The sequence below is a fragment of the Sphingopyxis sp. OAS728 genome (assembly GCF_014873485.1).
GTDB lineage: Bacteria > Pseudomonadota > Alphaproteobacteria > Sphingomonadales > Sphingomonadaceae > Sphingopyxis.
Genome location: NZ_JADBDT010000001.1, coordinates 167,991 through 184,478, shown reverse-complemented (window position 1 = coordinate 184,478; position 16,488 = coordinate 167,991). Strand labels below are relative to the sequence as shown.

Genomic DNA, 16,488 nt, shown 5'->3' with positions numbered 1-16,488 from the left:
TCGCGCCCGCGGGCAAGCCCGCGAGCGAAGTTTTGCGGCAAAGCGTCAGTGCCCGCTGCCGCTAAGAGCCTTGACGATGTCGTCGGCCATCTTCTTGGCATCGCCGAGCAGCATCATCGTCTGGTCCATATAGAAAACGTCGTTGTCGACGCCGGCATAGCCGACCCCGCCCATCGAGCGCTTCACGAACAGCACGGTCTTCGCCTTTTCGACGTCGAGCACGGGCATGCCGTAAATCGGCGATGACTTGTCGGTCTTCGCTGCCGGGTTGGTCACGTCGTTCGCGCCGATGACGAAGGCGACGTCGCACTGTGCGAACTCGCCGTTGATGTCCTCGAGTTCGAACACTTCGTCATAAGGCACGTTCGCTTCGGCGAGCAGCACGTTCATATGGCCGGGCATACGGCCCGCGACCGGGTGGATCGCATATTTGACGTTCACGCCTTCCTTTTTCAGCTGGTCGGCCATTTCGCGCAGCGCGTGCTGCGCCTGCGCGACCGCCATGCCGTAACCGGGGACGATGATGACATTTTCGGCCTGGCTCATCAGGAAGGCGGCGTCCTCGGCGCTGCCCGGCTTCCACGGGCGCTGTTCCTTCGAACCGCCCGCACCGCCGCCCGAATCGTCGGCACCGAAACCGCCCGCGATCACGCTGATGAAGCTGCGGTTCATCGCGCGGCACATGATGTACGACAGGATCGCACCCGACGAGCCGACAAGCGCGCCGGTGATGATCATCGCGGTGTTACCGAGCGTGAAGCCCATCGCCGCCGCAGCCCAGCCCGAATAGCTGTTGAGCATCGACACGACCACCGGCATGTCGGCGCCGCCGATCGGGATGATCAGCAAGAAGCCGATCGCGAAGCTGAGCCCGGTGATCGTCCAGAACACCCACGGCGACTGGTCCTGCGTGAAATAGGCGGTCAGCGCGACGATCGCGGCGAGCGTGCCGAGGTTGATGATATGCCGCCCCGGCAGCATGATCGGCGAGCCCGACATATTGCCGTTGAGCTTGAGGAAGGCGATGACCGAGCCCGAGAAGGTAATCGCACCGATCGCGATGCCCAGCCCCATCTCGACGCGGCTGACGACATGGATCTGTCCCGCGGCGTCGGCGATGCCGAATGCGACCGGGTTGAGATAGGCGGCAGCCGCCACCGCGACCGCGGCAAGACCGACGAGGCTGTGGAACGCCGCGACGAGCTGCGGCATCGCGGTCATAGCGATCTTGCGTGCCATCACGATACCGATGACCGCACCGATGCCGATAGCGACGAGGATTTCGACGAGCGAAATGGTGTCGAGCAGGCCGCCGGCGCTCACGGGCGCATGCGTCAGCATGGTGGTCACCACCGCGATCGTCATGCCGATCATGCCGAAGCGGTTGCCGCTCTGCGCCGTCGCCGGGCTCGACAGCCCGCGCAGCGCAAGGATGAAGAGAACGCCAGCGACCAGATAGGCGATGGCAGCATAGGGATTCACTGCGCCATGGCCGCCGGTCGCGGCCGAGAGAATGGCCTGTACGTCCATCTCAGCGCTCCTTCTTCTTGTACATCGCGAGCATGCGCGACGTCACGGCGAAGCCGCCGAAGATATTGATGCTCGCCATCACCACTGCGGCGAGACCCAGCCATTTCGATGTGGCCGATCCCGCGGCAGCGCTGGCGATCAGCGCGCCGACGATGATGACCGACGAAATGGCGTTGGTGACGCTCATCAACGGCGTGTGCAGCGCCGGGGTCACCGACCAGACGACGAAATAGCCGACGAAGCAGGCCAGGACGAAAATCGAAAAAATGGAGATAAAATCCACGGCAAGCTCCCCTGCTGATTCCGCGAGGCCACCTCTTGCCGTGACGATGCTGGCGTGTCGACTCCAAAGCGGCCAAAAAGAAGGGCCCGCATTTCCCCAAGTGAGAAATGCGAGCCCCTTGTAACATAAAATATCGCTGCGCAGGCGCGCCGGGATATTACATTTTCGGTATGAGCACCGCGTCGATGACATGGACGACGCCGTTCGACTGACCGACATCGGCTTGCGTCACCGCCGCCTTGTTGCCGCTCGCGCTGGTGAGCAATATGGCATCGCCGTTCTTCGTCGCGATCAAATCCTGCCCGTCGACGGTCTTGAGTGCGGCCTGGCCGCCTCCTTCGGTGATTTTTGCAGCGAGGTCGGCCGCGGTCAGCTTGCCGGGCACGACATGATATTTGAGGATGCCCGCAAGCACGTCCTTCTGCGCCGGACGCATCCAGCCGTCGCGCGTCACCGGCGGCACCTGAGCAAAGGCTGCGTCGGTCGGCGCAAAGACCGTGAACGGTCCAGCACCCGACAATGTTTCGGACAGGCCGGCTTGCGTCACGGCAGCTGCCAGCGACTTATGGTCGGGCGACGCCGAGAGGTTCGCGGCGATGGTGCTGCTCGCGAGCATCTGCGACGGGCTGGCGGCAGGCGCCACGGCAGTTTCGCCGGTGGCGATCGTCGTTGTCTCGGTCGGCGTGTCGGTCTTGCCGCAGCCCGAAAGCGCGAGCGCGGCCGCTGCGGCCGTCAAAATCAGGGGGGTCTTCATTGTCCATCCTTCAAAATGACGTCCGCAGCGGCGCGAATCGTCAGCCGAGCGTCGGCATCAACACGCCGTTGATGACGTGAATATTACCGTTCGACTGTTCGACGTCGGGCTGGGTGATGAAACCGCTGCTGCCCTGCGTGCCGTCGACCTTGATGTTGCCCTGTACCTCTGTGAAGGTCAGCGTTTCGCCTTCGACGGTCGCCAGCGTCGCCTTACCGCCGCCTGCCTTGATCTTCGCATAGAGATCCTCGGCGGTCACGCGGCCCGGGACGACATGATAGGTCAGCACCTTGGCGAGCGATTCGGTGTTGCCCGGGTTCATCAGCCAGTCGGTCATCTGCTGCGGTACCGCGGCAAAGGCCTGGTCGGTCGGGGCGAACAGCGTAAAGGGCTGGCCGGCCAGCTTGTCCGAAACGCCCGCGGCGGTCAGCGCGTTGGCCAGCGTCTTGTGGTCGGGCTTCGCACCGAGTTCGAGCGCGATTCCCGTGGGCTGCGCGGGTGCGGCAGGCGCCGCGGCTTCAGCCGGAGCGGCGGCATCGGCGGCGACTTCGGTCGCTTCAGCCGGAGCGGCGGTTTCCTGCGCGTAGACGGGCGACAGGGTGGCAAGCACAAGGAGGGGAGTGGCGAAAAGCTTCGCAGACGACATCAATCATTCTCCAGTTGGTTGAGAGTCAGGGTTAGGGAAACCCTGAACGCATAGTAACCAAAGGAAGTTTCATGAAAAGGCCGAAATTGGCCGACTTCTGCGACGGGACGATATGCCTCGCCGGACGGATCGACTACGGAGCAATGGCGAGCGCAGCATCCGCCTCACGCTTGAAATCGCCAAGATTTGTCCGGTACACCATCAAGGCAACATAGCAGTCACCTTCGCCCTGATTAGCGGACGACGGCGTTTTTGGCCAGGCAAAGGCTTCCTTGCCGTGGCGTTTTGCCAATTGTTTGCGGATAGCCTCAAGCTCGCCGTCGAGCGAGCCGGCGCCGCAACCCAGTTGCTTCGCCCGCGATTTGAACGCCGCCATGCGCCAGAAGGAAAATTGCAGCGCCGGGGGCGGCGCAACCGGCGCCGTCGCCTCGGCAAGCGCGAGGGCCAAAAGCAGGCTCAACCCAGCAGCCGGTCGTTCACGACCTTGCCGCCCCGTGTCAGGCGCACCGCATTGCCGATCTCCTCGTCGAGCACCGGCTTGCCCGCTTCCTTGTCCCAGAAGGCCGAAAGGAAGTTGAACAGGTTGCGGCTGAACAGTGCGCTGGTGTCGGCGGGCATCAGCGCCGCGATATTCTTCGCGCCGATCACCGTCACACCGTGGATCTTCTTCGCCTCTCCCGAGACCGATCCTTCGACATTGCCGCCGCTTTCGGCCGCCATGTCGACGATCACGCTGCCGCTGCGCATCGTCGCGAGCTGCGCGTCCGAGATCAGCCGCGGCGCCGGGCGCCCGGGGATCAACGCGGTGGTGATGACGATATCCTGCTTGGCGATGTGCGACGACACGAGCTCGGCCTGCGCCGCCTTATATTCGTCGGACATTTCGGTGGCATAGCCGCCCGCGCCCTCGCCCTCGATCCCGGCGACGGTCTCGACGAAGATCGGCTTGGCGCCGAGGCTGAGGATCTGTTCCTTGGTTGCGGCACGGACGTCGGTCGCGCTGACCTGTGCGCCGAGGCGGCGCGCAGTCGCGATCGCCTGCAGCCCCGCGACGCCGACGCCCATCACGAACGCCTTGGCCGCGCTGACGGTGCCCGCGGCGGTCATCATCATCGGGAAAGCCCGGCCATAGGCGTTCGCCGCGATCAGCACCGCCTTGTAGCCCGCGAGATTGGCCTGGCTGGAGAGGATATCCATCGACTGCGCGCGCGTGATGCGCGGCATGAATTCCATCGCCAGCGCCTCGAGTCCGAGCTTCGCATAGTCATCGACACGCGCGCGTTCGCCGAACGGGTTGAGCCCGGCAGCGAGCCAGGCGCCGTCAGCAAAGCCCGACAGCCCCTTGGGATCGGGGCCCTGAATCCCGAGGATGATGTTGGCACCCTTTAGCGTATCGGCGCGGCTGCCAACGCTGGCGCCCGCGGCGCTATAATCGGCATCGGCGATCGAAGCTTGATCTCCCGCCCCCGATTCGACGGCAACTTCGGCTCCCAGCCCGATGAATTTCTTCACGGTTTCGGGGGTCGCGGCGACGCGAGTCTCGCCTTCGGCGAGCTCCTTCAGGACTGCGATGCGCATGCGCGAATCCCGGTCAGGATGCGATGAGCAGGACGACGCCGACGGTCACGATCGCGGTGATGATCGAACCGATTTTCAGCAGGCTGATGAAACCCGTGTAGGTTTCTTCGGCTGCCTTCATTTCCTGCTGTGCCATCATTTTTCCCCTTGAACGGCCCTATCTGTGCGCGAACGCACAGCGCCCTGCCCAGAATCGGTTATCGCGCCGGTCTTAGCCACGCGCCCCCCGATGCTCAAGTGCGGGTTTGTGGACAGCGCCCCTAGACTTCGCTGCGGGAAAAGACGAATGCCCTTAATCGCCCTTTTACCCCTATCGGATAGATATGCAGCCCTCAGCAGAACAAACTCATAGCAATGTCGGTTCAGGGGGCAGATTCGATACCATGACGAACACGCGCGACACGCGAATGGTGATGATCGTCGACAGCGAGCCTGCCCAGCAGCGCTTTCTGGCAGCCCTTGTATCGCGCGGCGGCTGGCGTAGCGTCATCGCGGCCGACACCGACACCGCGCTTGCCAAGCTCGGCACCCAGGAAGGCATGGCGCTCGACGCCGTGCTCGTCGATCAGGGCGCGCCGGGCATGGATATTGCCGAATTCGTCGGCGAACTCCGCCGCTGGCGCCCCGCGTTGCCGCTCGTCGTCATCACGATGCGCAACGGCGTCGAAGTCGCGGTCAGCGCGATGCGCGCCGGCGCGAGCGATTTCGTCCAGAAACCCATCGCGCCCGACCGCCTGCTCGAAGCGCTCGACCGCGTCGTGTCGACCAGCGGCCCGCAGGGCGAGCTCCGCCCGCTCACCGAAAAACTGCGCGCGCCTCTGGCGTTCGAGGAAATCATCGGGTCGAGCCCCAATTTCCGCAGCGCGCTCGCGATCGCCGCCAAGGCCGCGCGCGCGCGCGTCCCGGTGATGATCAACGGCAAGCCGGGCACCGGCAAGGAAGTCTTTGCCCGCGCGATCCACAGCGCCTCGCCCCGCGCGCGGGGCCAGCTCGTCATGGTCGATTGCTCGGCGGTGTCGCCGGGCCTGATCGGATCGGGCCTGTTCGGCCACGAACGCGGTGCGTTTCCCGGCGCGTTCGACCGGCAGGTCGGCCGCCTCGTCCAGGCCGACGGCGGCAGCATCATCATCGACCATGTCGAATGTATCCCGCTCGAAACGCAGGCGAAACTCGTCGAATTCCTGAACAGCGGCGAAGTCCAGATGATCGGCGGATCGATCCGCCAGAGCGTCGATGTCCGCATTATCGCGACGAGCGCCAGCCCGCTCGACAAGCTGATCGAGGCCGGGCACTTCCGCGAAGATCTGTTCTACGCGCTCTCGAGCGCCCAATTCACCCTGCCCTCGCTCTCCGAACGCCGCGGCGACGTCGGCCCGCTCGCGCGCCATCTGCTCGCGCGCATCGGCGGCCTGCCCGGCATGGGGCCCATCGGGGTCACCGACGACGCGCTCCGCTTGCTCGCGGCCTACGCCTGGCCGGGCAATGTCCGCCAGTTGCAGGACGTCCTGTTCCGCGCCGCGGTGAACAGCACCACCGACGTGCTCACCAGCGCCGACTTCCGCGCGATCGAGGCCACGCTCGGCGGCGGCGCCAGCAACGACGGCGACGTCGCGATCAATGGCGAAGCGATCGGCGTCACGCTCTACCTGCCCGACGGCAACCTCCGCCCGCTTGAGGAAATCGAGGCCGACGTCATCCGCCTCGCGATCGGCCATTACCGCGGCCGCATGAGCGAAGTCGCCCGTCGCCTCGGCATCGGCCGCTCGACGCTTTACCGCAAATTGAGCGATCTCGGGATCGACACCGCCGCCTGATCAGGCGGTCAGCGCCGCGTCGCGCAGCCCGCGCCATACGCGAATCGCCTGCCGGTTTTCCGGAATGTCATGGACGCGCAGCAACTGCGCGCCCTGCGACGCCGCCTGATAATGCAGCGCCACCGTCCCGCCGAGCCGCTGGTCGGCGGCGGCCTCATTGTCGAGTGCCCCGATCATCCGCTTGCGGCTCGCCCCGAACAGGATCGGGCAGCCCAAGGTGTGGAACAGCGCAAGACCGTTGATCAGCGCCAGATTGTCGCCAACCCCCTTGCCGAAGCCGAGCCCCGGATCGACGATGATTTTCGTGCGATCGATCCCCGCCGCAACGCACGCCGCGACCCGCTCGGCGAGCATGTCGTAGACGTCGAACAGGACATGCGCGTAATTTCCACCCTCGTGCGGATCACTCTTCGCCGACGGTGCGTGCATCAGCACGACCGGACAACCTGCGTGCACGACCACCTCCATCGCGCGGTCGTCGTAACGCAGCGCCGAAATATCGTTGACGATCCGCGCGCCGGCGGCGAGCGCCGCTTCCATCACCGCGGCCTTCCGCGTGTCGATCGACACCGCGACGCCGCCCCGCGCGAGCGCCGACACCACGCCTTCGATGCGCTTGATCTCGTCGCCTTCCCAGACGAGCGGGGCGCCGGGGCGCGTTGATTCGCCCCCGACATCGATGATTGCCGCACCCGCCGACCCCATCGCGAAGCCCGCTTCGGCGGCCGCCTCGCTATCGACATGCTTGCCGCCGTCCGAAAAACTGTCGGGCGTCACATTCAATATGCCCATCAGCTGCGGCTCGTTCAGCCGGATCGTCCGCTCACCGAGTTGGAGCACGCCGCGCGGGCGGGCGACGCCCGCGCGCTGGGCTGTGGCCGCCTGTGCCATCCGGTCGGGCATCGCCGCGATCCAGCCGTCCCATTCGGGAACCGGAACGATCGCCGATTTGACCGTCAAACCATCGCGCAGGCTGATGTGCCAAGCCGCAAACCACACCATCGTCTCGGCAACGCGCAGGCAATCGTCATCCAGCTCGTGCGGCCGATCGACGAAACAGGTCGGACGACAATAGATTTGCGCCCCCGCCGACGCGGCGCCGAGGTCGGGCTTGGTCAGCGGCTGGAACATCAGGCTTCGTTCGCCAGCAACCAGTCCTGCCGCACCGCGTCGATCACGCGCAATTCCTTGCCGTTATCGACATGCCAGAAGGTCCAGCCGTTACAGCTCGGCGCGCCCTGCAGGCCCGCGCCGACCTTGTGGATCGACCCCGCGGGTTGACCTTCGCACTCGAGGCTGCCGTCGACGCGCACCTTCGCTTTCCAGCGGCGCTTGGTATCGGTCAGCACCGTTCCCGGCGCGATCATGCCGCACTCGACGAGCGTGCCGAACGCGACACGCGTCGCCGCCTTCGGCGCCATCATCGTCTTCACCGCGCTCTCATCGAGCGGCAGCGCCAGCTCGATACGTTCCAGCGCGGCCTCGATATAATCATCCTCGCGTTCGATACCGATGAAATGGCGGCCGAGGCGTTTCGCAACCGCGCCCGTGGTGCCGGTGCCGAAGAAGGGGTCGAGAACCACGTCGCCGGGGTTCGAGCAGGCGAGCAGGATGCGATAGAGCAAAGCTTCGGGCTTTTGCGTCGGATGAACTTTCGTCCCGCCCTTCTTCAAACGCTCCTGACCGCCGCAGATCGGGATCAGCCAGTCCGAACGCATCTGAAGCTCGTCGTTCAGCGTCTTCATCGCGCGATAGTTGAAGGTGTAACGCGATTTTTCGCCCATCGACGCCCAGATCAAAGTCTCATGCGCGTTGGTGAAGCGCGTGCCCTTGAAATTGGGCATCGGGTTCGCCTTGCGCCACACGATGTCGTTGAGGATCCAGTATCCATTGTCCTGCAACGCGGTGCCGACGCGGAAGATATTGTGATAGCTGCCGATCACCCAGATGCTGCCGTTCGGTTTCAGGATGCGCTTCGCCTCCTTGAGCCAGGCATGGGTGAAGCGGTCGTAAGTCGCGAGGCTGTCGAACTTGTCCCAATCATCGTCGACCGCATCGACTTGGCTGCCGTCGGGACGCAGCAGGTCGCCGCCGAGCTGGAGATTATACGGCGGGTCGGCAAAGATCATGTCGACCGATGCGGCAGGCAGGCTGCGCATCATTTCGACGCAATCGCCCTGCAAGATGCTGTCGAGCGGCAGGTCCGCGGGGTCGACCTTCGGCGTCCGCTTCTTCGTCGCCGGCGCCTTGACCCGTTCCATCACACCCATGCTTCACCCCGTTCTTCGACTGAAAGAAGGCCCTGATGAGTCAGGCGGAGTCCGCCGTCAAGCGCAGGACTCTAGGGATTCCGCCTCTCTAACTGGTTAACGCGATGAGAACGAAACGAGTCTGCCACACCATATGGAGTCGGGCGCGACCCGCGGACTCAACCACTGGTGGTGTGGCGATGAAGACTCACTCGCGAAAAAAATTTGCGTTGCGGGGTCAGAGACCCGGATCGACCCCGGTCAGCTCGATCGACCGCATCCAGAGCTCGCGGGCCAGTCTCGGATCGCGAGCCTGACGCGTCGCGCGTGCGGGCCCAGAGCGCCCCGACACTTCGCCGAGGCCCTGCGGTCCCAGATAATCGCCGCCCTGCACCCGCGCGCCGGTCGCCGCCTGCAGCGTCGGCCAGGCGCCCTGCGCGGAACTGTTGAAGAAGGGGCCAGCCAGCGGCGTCATCGTGCGGAGCGGCAGCGGCAGGTGGCGGGTTAATTCGGTGAGGGCGACCCCCGGATGGCAACCGATCGCCTGCGTCGCGCGCCCCGCCGCGCTCAGTCGCCGGTCGAGCTCGAACATATGGAGCAGGTTCGCGAGCTTGCTCATCTGGTAGCGCGCCCAATTATGATAGCTGCGTGATGCCGACAGGTCGCTGTAATCCATCGTCCCGTTCCGGTGCGCGATGCTGCCGGTGATCACGATGCGGTCGTCGACATGCGTGTGAATGAGGCCAGTCAGCGCGAATGTGCCGAGGTGGTTGACCCCGAATTGCAGCTCATACCCTTGTTTCGTCAGCGTCTTGGGCGGGATCATAACCCCCGCATTGTTGATCAGGACGTCGATCCGCGGCCCCGCAAGCACCGCCTTCGCCGCATCGCGCACCTGGTCGAGGTCGGCGAGGTCGAGCGGCTGGAACGACAGCTCGGCTTTCGGCACGTCGACCCGGATGCGGTTCATCGCGATCTCGGCCTTGGCCTCGTCACGACAGGCGAGGATCACATGCGCCCCGCGCGCCGCCAGGATTTTGGCGGTCTCGAAACCGATCCCGGCATTGGCACCGGTGACAAGGAAAGTGCGGCCGGTCTGGACCGACACATCGTCGGCCGTAAATCCCCTGCTCATCCTGTTCCCCCTCTGGTTTCAGGCTTCAGACCAGCTGCATTTGTGCGACCGGGGCAAAACTGGTCCGATGGTGCGGCGTGGGGCCATGCTGGCGCAGCGCCGCGAGATGCTGTGCGGTACCATAGCCCATGTTGGTTTCCCAGCCAAAGCCAGGAAAGTCGCGCGCGGCGGCGACCATGAAGCGGTCGCGATGTTCCTTCGCGATGATGCTCGCCGCCGAAATGCACGGATGCAGCGCATCGCCGCCGATGATCGCGCGCGCGGTGTAGCGCCATCGCGGCAACCGGTTGCCATCGACCAGCACCTCATGCGGATCGAACCCCAACGCCTCGACTGCGCGCGTCATCGCGAGGAAGGTCGCCTGCAAGATGTTGATGCGGTCGATCTCGGCAACGCTCGCCTCGCCGACACCCCAGCGACACCGCGCCTTGATCTCGATCTCGAGCTCGCCGCGGCGTTTGGCTGTCAGCTTTTTGGAATCGTCCAGCCCGACGATTCCGCCCTCGCAAAGCAGCACCGCCGCTGCGACCACAGGCCCGGCCAGCGGCCCGCGTCCGGCTTCGTCGACCCCGACGATCATATGCGCCACGGCGGATAACGCCGATATTCGGCCGCCTGATACAGGCACAGGCGATTGCCCGCCGGATCGGCCAGCCGCGCCTCGCGCCAGCCCCATTCCTCATCCTTCGGCATCTGTTCGAACCGCACCCCGCGCCGCGCGAGATAAGCAACCCAGGCATCGAGCGCGCCGCTTTCGAGATAAGCCGTCGCTCCGCCTGCCGCGCCGTCGCCCACATGGATCGACAACGTCACGCCATTCGCCGCCTCGAACCGCGCATAACCATTGTCAGGGCTATCGACGATCTGCTTCAGCCCCATCTGTTTATAGAAAGCGACCGACACCGCATAATCGTTCGCGGGCAAGGTGATCTGGTTGAGCGCGGGGCCGGTGAACAGCCCGTCGTTGCGCACATATTGCTGCCCCATCGGGCCATGCCCCTGCCCCAGCCCCGGCGCATCGTGCAGAGCGAGGCGCACGAAATCGCGCGCACGCGCGATCGCGGGTTCGAGCGGCATGCCCTGCGCGAGCCCGGTCGCGATCGCGCTCGCGAGCGTGCAGCCGGTGCCGTGACTGTGCGGCGTGTCGATGCGCGGCGCTTCCCAGCGCGCGACCTCGCCCTCGCCCGTTTCGAGCAGGCGGTCGATCACCGTCTCGCCCTCGGCGTGGCCGCCCTTGATCAGCAGCGAGCAACCATGCGCGAGCACCGCCTCTTCGCCGCCGAGCGCTTCCAGCTCGGGCAGGTTCGGTGTCGCGACCATCGCACGGTTGAGCAGCGCGCGGAACGCATCGATCGTCGCCGCATCGGCGAGCACCGATCCGCTCGTCGCGACCATCACCGGATCGAACACCAACGCCGCCTGCGCGAGGTCGGGCTGCGACAAACGCTCCGCGACCGCTGCGGCGGTTTCGGCGCTGCCGATCATGCCGATCTTGACAGCGTCAACACCGATGTCCGACGCGACGCTGTCGATCTGCGCGAGCACCATTTCGGTCGGAACCGGATGGACGCCCTGCACACCCAGCGTATTCTGAGCGGTGATCGCGGTGATCGCGGTCATCGCATGGCCGCCGAGAATCGTGACCGCCTTGATGTCGGCCTGGATGCCCGCACCGCCGCCGCTATCCGATCCGGCGATAATCAGGACGCGTGCGGTCACCCCTTATACTTTCGCTCCGTCGAAGCGGGGAATTTGGCGAGCGCGGCGCCCTCGCGCAGCGGGCGGTCGAGCAGGTCACCGCCGCAATTGGGGCAAATCTCGTCGAGCTTGTCGGCGCAATTCGCGCAGAAGGTGCATTCGAACGAGCAGATGAAGGCGCCGTGAAGGTTGGCGGGCAGATCGCGTCCGCACTTTTCGCAATCGGGTCGCATTTCAAGCATGTGATTATTCCTTAAAGGCCGTTCGCCCTGAGCTTGTCGAAGGGCCGTTCTTCCTTCCCCTTCAATAGAGAAAAGAACGGTGCTTCGACAAGCTCAGCACGAACGGGAAGAGAAGATAATTAAGCCGCAGCGGCGCGCACGGCGTCGCAGATCATGTCGACGACCTGCTCGACCTGCCCGGCATCGTCGCCCTCAGCCATGACGCGGATCAGCGGTTCGGTGCCCGACGGACGGATAACAAGACGGCCGCGTCCATTGAGCGCCGCTTCACCTTCGGCAATCGCCGCGATGACATGCTTGTCGTCGAGCGGCTTGCCGCCGGCAAAGCGGACATTCTTGAGCAGCTGCGGCACCGGATCGAACTGGTGGAGCAATTCGCTCGCCGGCTTGCCGCCGGCAACGAGCTCGGCGAGCACCTGCAGCGCCGCGAGCGTGCCGTCGCCGGTGGTCGCATGGTCCGACAGGATCATATGCCCCGACTGTTCGCCGCCGACGTTGAAGCCGCCTTCCTTCATCCGTTCGAGCACATAACGGTCACCGACCTTCGTGCGTTCGAGCCGCAGCCCCTCGCCTTCGAGGAAACGTTCGAGGCCGAGGTTCGACATCACCGTCGCAACCACCCCGCCGCCCTTCAGCCGCCCCTGCCGCGCCCAGCTCGCACCGATCAGCCCCATGATCTGGTCGCCGTCGACAATCGTTCCCTTCTCGTCGACGACGATCAGCCGGTCGGCGTCGCCGTCGAGCGCGATGCCGATGTCGGCGCCGCTCGCGACCACCGTTTCCTGTAGCAGCGCGGGCGCGGTCGATCCGCATTTGTCGTTAATATTGGTGCCGTTGGGTTCGACCCCGATCGCGACGACGTCGGCGCCGAGCTCCCAGAACACCGTCGGCGCGCTGTTATACGCCGCGCCATTCGCGCAATCGAGCACGATGCGCAGCCCGTCGAGACGGACCGATTCGGGCAGGCTCTGCTTTACCGCGTGGATATAGCGTCCGCGCGCGTCGTCGATGCGCTTCGCGCGCCCGATATGCGCCACATCGGCGAGCTTGGGCTCGACGGTCAGCAGATGCTCGATCTGCGCCTCATCCTCGTCGGACAGCTTGTACCCATCGGGCCCGAACAGCTTGATGCCATTGTCGTAATAGGGATTGTGGCTCGCCGAGAGCATGACGCCGAGGTCGGCGCGCATCGAGCGCGTCAGCATCGCGATAGCGGGGGTCGGCATCGGCCCGACCTGCACCACGTCCATCCCGACGCTCGTGAACCCCGCGACGAGCGCGTTTTCGAGCATATAGCCCGACAGGCGCGTATCCTTGCCGATCACGACGCGGTGTTTGTGGTCGCCGCGCAGGAAGTGTGCGCCCGCGGCCATGCCGACGCGCATCGCAACTTCCGCCGTCATCGGGGCCTTGTTGGTCAGGCCGCGAATCCCGTCGGTTCCGAAAAACTTGCGCATGTTCCCTCTGCTACCTAACCATCGCCCGGCAAGCCTGCCCCGGCGTCTCGCGGGATGGCCCCCGCGGAGCATTTACCGGCCCAAAAACCGGTTCCCGTTTCCTTCGGGAGGTGCTCTAAGTCACCCTCTTTTGCTTGGCAAGCTGGCCATAAAAATCGCCGGGAGAATCCGTCTTGAAATCCGCTTGGTTCATCCTCTCGGCGCTCGTCGCCGGCATGCTTCTGGGTATCGGCGTCGAGCTGGTGTCGCCCGCCGCCGGCACCGCATCGCTTCCCTATATCGAACCGATCGGATTGCTCTGGCTCAACGCGCTCAAGATGACGATCGTCCCGCTCGTCGTCGCCTTGCTCATCACCGGCATCACCGCGACCGCCGACGCCGCGCGCGCCGGCAAGCTCGCCTTTCGCGCGGTGATGACCTTCCTCGGCGCGATCTTCCTGTCGGGACTGATGACCTTGCTCCTCACGCCGCTATACCTCCGGCTCTTCCCGCTGTCGGCGGGCGCTGCCGAGGCGCTGCGCCACGGCCTCGGCGGCACGACCGAGGCGGGCCCTTCGCCGACCTTCGGCGATTTCCTGCTCTCGCTAATCCCGACGAACCCGATCGCCGCGGCCGCCGAAACCGCGATCCTGCCGCTGATCGTCTTCACCACCATCTTCGCCTTCGCGATCACCAAGCTCGAACCGCCGCAGCGCGCAACACTGTCGGGGCTGTTCAAGGCACTGGGCGATGCGATGCTGATCGTCATCGGCTGGATCCTCGCGCTCGCGCCGATCGGCGTTTTTGCATTGGGCTATGCGCTCGCGGTCAAGGCCGGGGTCGCGGCCTTCGGCGGCCTTGTCCATTATGTGCTGATCCTCTCAGCCACCGGCGCGAGCTGCATCATCCTCGGCCTGCTGCTCGCATGGCTCGTCGTCGGCATCCCGCTGCCGCGCTTTTTCCGCGCGATGGTGCCGACGCTCGCGGTCGCGATCAGCACGCAAAGCTCGCTCGCCAGCCTGCCCGCGATGCTGAAATCGTCCGAAGAACTCGGCGTCGATCCCAAGAAGGCAGACGTCGTGCTGCCGCTCGCGGTCGCCTTGTTCCGCTTCACCAGCCCCGCGATGAACCTCGCGGTCGTCGTCTATGTCGCATGGCTGTTCGGGATCGAACTGAGCCCGTGGGAAATGGCGGTCGGCCTCGCGGTCGCAATGGCGGCGGCGCTCTCCTCGGTCAGCCTTCCCGGCTCGATCAGCTTCGTGACCTCGATCGCCCCGATCGCGGTGTCGATGGGCGTCCCCGTCGCACCGCTCGGGCTGCTCGTCGCGGTCGAGACTTTCCCTGACATTTTCCGTACACTCGGCAATGTTATCGGCGACGTCGCCGCGACCAAATATGCCGCCGACGGCGTCGAACGCGAACCAGCAGGAGAGACCCCATGAAATATCGCAAGCTCGGCCACGGCCTCGAAGTTTCGGCGATCGGCATCGGCTGCATGCCGATGATCAAGGGCGGCAATATCCTCTATGGCGAGGCGGCCGATCTCGACGAAACGACGCGCACGATCCACCGCGCGATCGACCTTGGCGTCACCTTTTTCGACACCGCGCAAATCTATGGCCCGTTCAGCAACGAAGAACTGCTGGGTGAGGCGATCAAGGGCAAGCGCGACGGGCTCGTCATCGCGACCAAATTCGGCTTCAAGTTCGACGGCAACCAGATCGTCGGTGTCGACGGCTCGCCCGCCAATGCCCGCGCCGCGTGCGAAGGCTCGCTCCAGCGGCTCGGCATCGACACGATCGACCTTTTCTACCAGCACCGCGTCGACCCGTCGGTGCCGATCGAGGAAACGGTCGGCGGGATGATGGAGCTGGTGAAGGAAGGCAAGATTCGCCACATCGCGCTGTCCGAAGCCGGCGCCGACACGATCCGCCGCGCCGCGAAGGCCGCGCCGATCACCGCGCTGCAGAGCGAATATTCGATCTGGGAACGCGATATCGAGGACGAGATCCTCGGCGCGTGCCGCGACAATGGCATCGGCTTCGTTCCCTATTCACCGCTCGGCCGCGGTTTCCTCGCGGGCGCGGTGCGCAGCCGCGACGAACTTCCTGAAAATGACTGGCGCCGCAACGATCCGCGCTATTCGGACGAAAATCTGCCCGCCAATCTCGCGATCGTCGATGCGATCGGCGCGGTCGCGGACAGGCACGGCGTGTCGAAAGCGCAGGTCGCGCTCGCCTGGCTGCTCGCGCAGGGCGACGACATCGTCCCCATCCCCGGCACCAAGCGCCGCGCCACGATGGAAGACAGCGTTGCGGCGGCGGAGGTCACGCTGACCGCCGAAGACCTCGCCGCAATCGATGCGGCGGCGCCGAAGGGCGGCACCAGTGGGCCGCGTTACGGCGAGATGGGTATGCGGATGGTGCGGCTTTAGCCCTCAGCTACACCATCCACAGCTGTGATGAGGACTCCTTTGTCCTGTAGCTCCTTCGTTCCAGGCTGAAGGAATTTTGGTAGAGAGTTTTTAAACTCCTCGAAATCCACCTCGCCTGCAACAAATCGGATGTATTTTTCGGCGAGTATGAATGGAACTGCGCCATGTGCTGTGCCTTCGGCTGACCGGTGATCGATACAAAACCTTCCGAAACCAGATAGGTATACAGTGAACTCAATGGGAAGGCCGGCTTGGGCTATATGCCCCTGAGCTTGAACAAATGGGTCGGCAACACGCTCTTCGCGCGCTTCCTCAGTGGCCGTCGAAGCCAGAGCCATCTCGTGAATTCGTCCGATCGCCGCGGCTCGATGCTCAGATTGGTTCTTAGCCAACAGCTGACGAACCATATGAGTAGGGCGCGCGAGTTCCCCCTGAAGTTCTACGATGCGGATGGATTGCTCTTTCCACAATTCGTAAGGCGCCCACAGCAATCGAATTGCGATAAGCGATACTAGGGCGGCGCCAACATAGGCGAGCGCAGTATCATTTGCGGCTTCGCCAACAGAAACGCCCGAAAATCTTGCAAATGCTGGCACAGCGACAGCTACCGCTAGTTGCAAACCATCCGTAAAGCGCATTGCCGGGCTTATCGCCCGAGAAAGTACGGATTTAGCGTATTCAGCAAACAT

General features: G+C 64.6%; 18 protein-coding genes. 3 read left to right on the top strand and 15 right to left on the bottom strand.

Translation table 11 applies throughout. The features are described 5' to 3' along the window. Positions 1–45: 45 nt before the first annotated feature. The 7 genes from GGC65_RS00895 to GGC65_RS00865 form a co-directional block, all read right to left on the bottom strand. Positions 46–1,530 carry an NAD(P)(+) transhydrogenase (Re/Si-specific) subunit beta gene (locus tag GGC65_RS00895; protein ID WP_192645436.1) on the bottom strand — a complete coding sequence of 495 codons (1,485 nt, stop codon included), beginning with the start codon at positions 1,528–1,530 and terminating at the stop codon, positions 46–48. Position 1,531: 1 nt separating this feature from the next. Beyond that, entirely contained in the window at positions 1,532–1,813 is a 282-nt protein-coding gene (locus GGC65_RS00890) for a proton-translocating transhydrogenase family protein (protein WP_058808197.1), read from the bottom strand. A 157-nt stretch (positions 1,814–1,970) separates the two neighbouring features. Then, positions 1,971–2,567, bottom strand: coding sequence for a fasciclin domain-containing protein (locus tag GGC65_RS00885; protein ID WP_192645435.1), 597 nt, complete (start codon positions 2,565–2,567; stop codon positions 1,971–1,973). Positions 2,568–2,607: 40 nt separating this feature from the next. Next, on the bottom strand, positions 2,608–3,213 hold the full coding sequence (locus GGC65_RS00880) for a fasciclin domain-containing protein (RefSeq protein ID WP_192645434.1): 606 nt from the start codon (positions 3,211–3,213) through the stop codon (positions 2,608–2,610). A 133-nt stretch (positions 3,214–3,346) separates the two neighbouring features. Beyond that, positions 3,347–3,661, bottom strand: a complete 315-nt coding sequence (locus GGC65_RS00875) for a hypothetical protein (RefSeq protein WP_192645433.1) — start codon at positions 3,659–3,661, stop codon at positions 3,347–3,349. A gap of 8 nt (positions 3,662–3,669) precedes the next feature. After that, positions 3,670–4,791, bottom strand: coding sequence for an NAD(P) transhydrogenase subunit alpha (locus GGC65_RS00870; RefSeq protein WP_192645432.1), 1,122 nt, complete (start codon positions 4,789–4,791; stop codon positions 3,670–3,672). A gap of 13 nt (positions 4,792–4,804) precedes the next feature. Then, positions 4,805–4,927: an aa3-type cytochrome c oxidase subunit IV gene (locus GGC65_RS00865; RefSeq protein WP_225940615.1), complete on the bottom strand. Its 123-nt coding sequence runs from the start codon at positions 4,925–4,927 to the stop codon at positions 4,805–4,807. A gap of 247 nt (positions 4,928–5,174) precedes the next feature. Between GGC65_RS00865 and GGC65_RS00860 the strand changes: the two genes are divergently transcribed. After that, positions 5,175–6,605 carry a sigma-54-dependent transcriptional regulator gene (locus GGC65_RS00860; RefSeq protein WP_192645430.1) on the top strand — a complete coding sequence of 477 codons (1,431 nt, stop codon included), beginning with the start codon at positions 5,175–5,177 and terminating at the stop codon, positions 6,603–6,605. Here the strand turns inward: GGC65_RS00860 and folP are convergent, their stop codons facing one another. The 7 genes from folP to glmM all read right to left on the bottom strand — a co-directional run bounded on the left by folP (position 6,606) and on the right by glmM (position 13,386). Then, on the bottom strand, positions 6,606–7,736 hold the full coding sequence (gene folP / locus GGC65_RS00855; RefSeq protein WP_192645429.1) for a dihydropteroate synthase: 1,131 nt from the start codon (positions 7,734–7,736) through the stop codon (positions 6,606–6,608). Then, positions 7,736–8,875: a site-specific DNA-methyltransferase gene (locus tag GGC65_RS00850; RefSeq protein WP_192645428.1), complete on the bottom strand. Its 1,140-nt coding sequence runs from the start codon at positions 8,873–8,875 to the stop codon at positions 7,736–7,738. The genes folP and GGC65_RS00850 overlap by 1 nt, the downstream gene beginning before the upstream one ends. A gap of 217 nt (positions 8,876–9,092) precedes the next feature. After that, a complete protein-coding gene (locus GGC65_RS00845; protein WP_192645427.1) occupies positions 9,093–9,989 on the bottom strand; it encodes an oxidoreductase in 897 nt (298 codons plus the stop codon). A gap of 25 nt (positions 9,990–10,014) precedes the next feature. Next, positions 10,015–10,569 carry a ribonuclease HII gene (locus tag GGC65_RS00840; protein ID WP_192649335.1) on the bottom strand — a complete coding sequence of 185 codons (555 nt, stop codon included), beginning with the start codon at positions 10,567–10,569 and terminating at the stop codon, positions 10,015–10,017. Next, complete coding sequence (thiD, locus tag GGC65_RS00835) at positions 10,566–11,708, bottom strand: bifunctional hydroxymethylpyrimidine kinase/phosphomethylpyrimidine kinase (RefSeq protein ID WP_192645426.1); 1,143 nt, start codon at positions 11,706–11,708, stop codon at positions 10,566–10,568. The genes GGC65_RS00840 and thiD overlap by 4 nt, the downstream gene beginning before the upstream one ends. Beyond that, on the bottom strand, positions 11,705–11,929 hold the full coding sequence (locus GGC65_RS00830; protein ID WP_192645425.1) for a DUF1272 domain-containing protein: 225 nt from the start codon (positions 11,927–11,929) through the stop codon (positions 11,705–11,707). Before GGC65_RS00830 ends, thiD begins: the two co-directional genes overlap by 4 nt. A gap of 119 nt (positions 11,930–12,048) precedes the next feature. Continuing rightward, positions 12,049–13,386: a phosphoglucosamine mutase gene (gene glmM, locus GGC65_RS00825; RefSeq protein ID WP_192645424.1), complete on the bottom strand. Its 1,338-nt coding sequence runs from the start codon at positions 13,384–13,386 to the stop codon at positions 12,049–12,051. A gap of 173 nt (positions 13,387–13,559) precedes the next feature. On the opposite strand from glmM, the gene GGC65_RS00820 reads away from it, so the two are divergent. Next, positions 13,560–14,807 (top strand): dicarboxylate/amino acid:cation symporter, encoded by a 1,248-nt coding sequence (locus tag GGC65_RS00820; protein WP_192645423.1) that lies wholly within the window; start codon positions 13,560–13,562, stop codon positions 14,805–14,807. Then, positions 14,804–15,799, top strand: a complete 996-nt coding sequence (locus GGC65_RS00815; RefSeq protein ID WP_192645422.1) for an aldo/keto reductase — start codon at positions 14,804–14,806, stop codon at positions 15,797–15,799. Before GGC65_RS00820 ends, GGC65_RS00815 begins: the two co-directional genes overlap by 4 nt. Here GGC65_RS00815 and GGC65_RS00810 read toward each other — a convergent pair. Beyond that, on the bottom strand, positions 15,796–16,488 hold the full coding sequence (locus tag GGC65_RS00810; protein WP_192645421.1) for a hypothetical protein: 693 nt from the start codon (positions 16,486–16,488) through the stop codon (positions 15,796–15,798). The two genes, GGC65_RS00815 and GGC65_RS00810, sit on opposite strands and share 4 nt — an antisense overlap.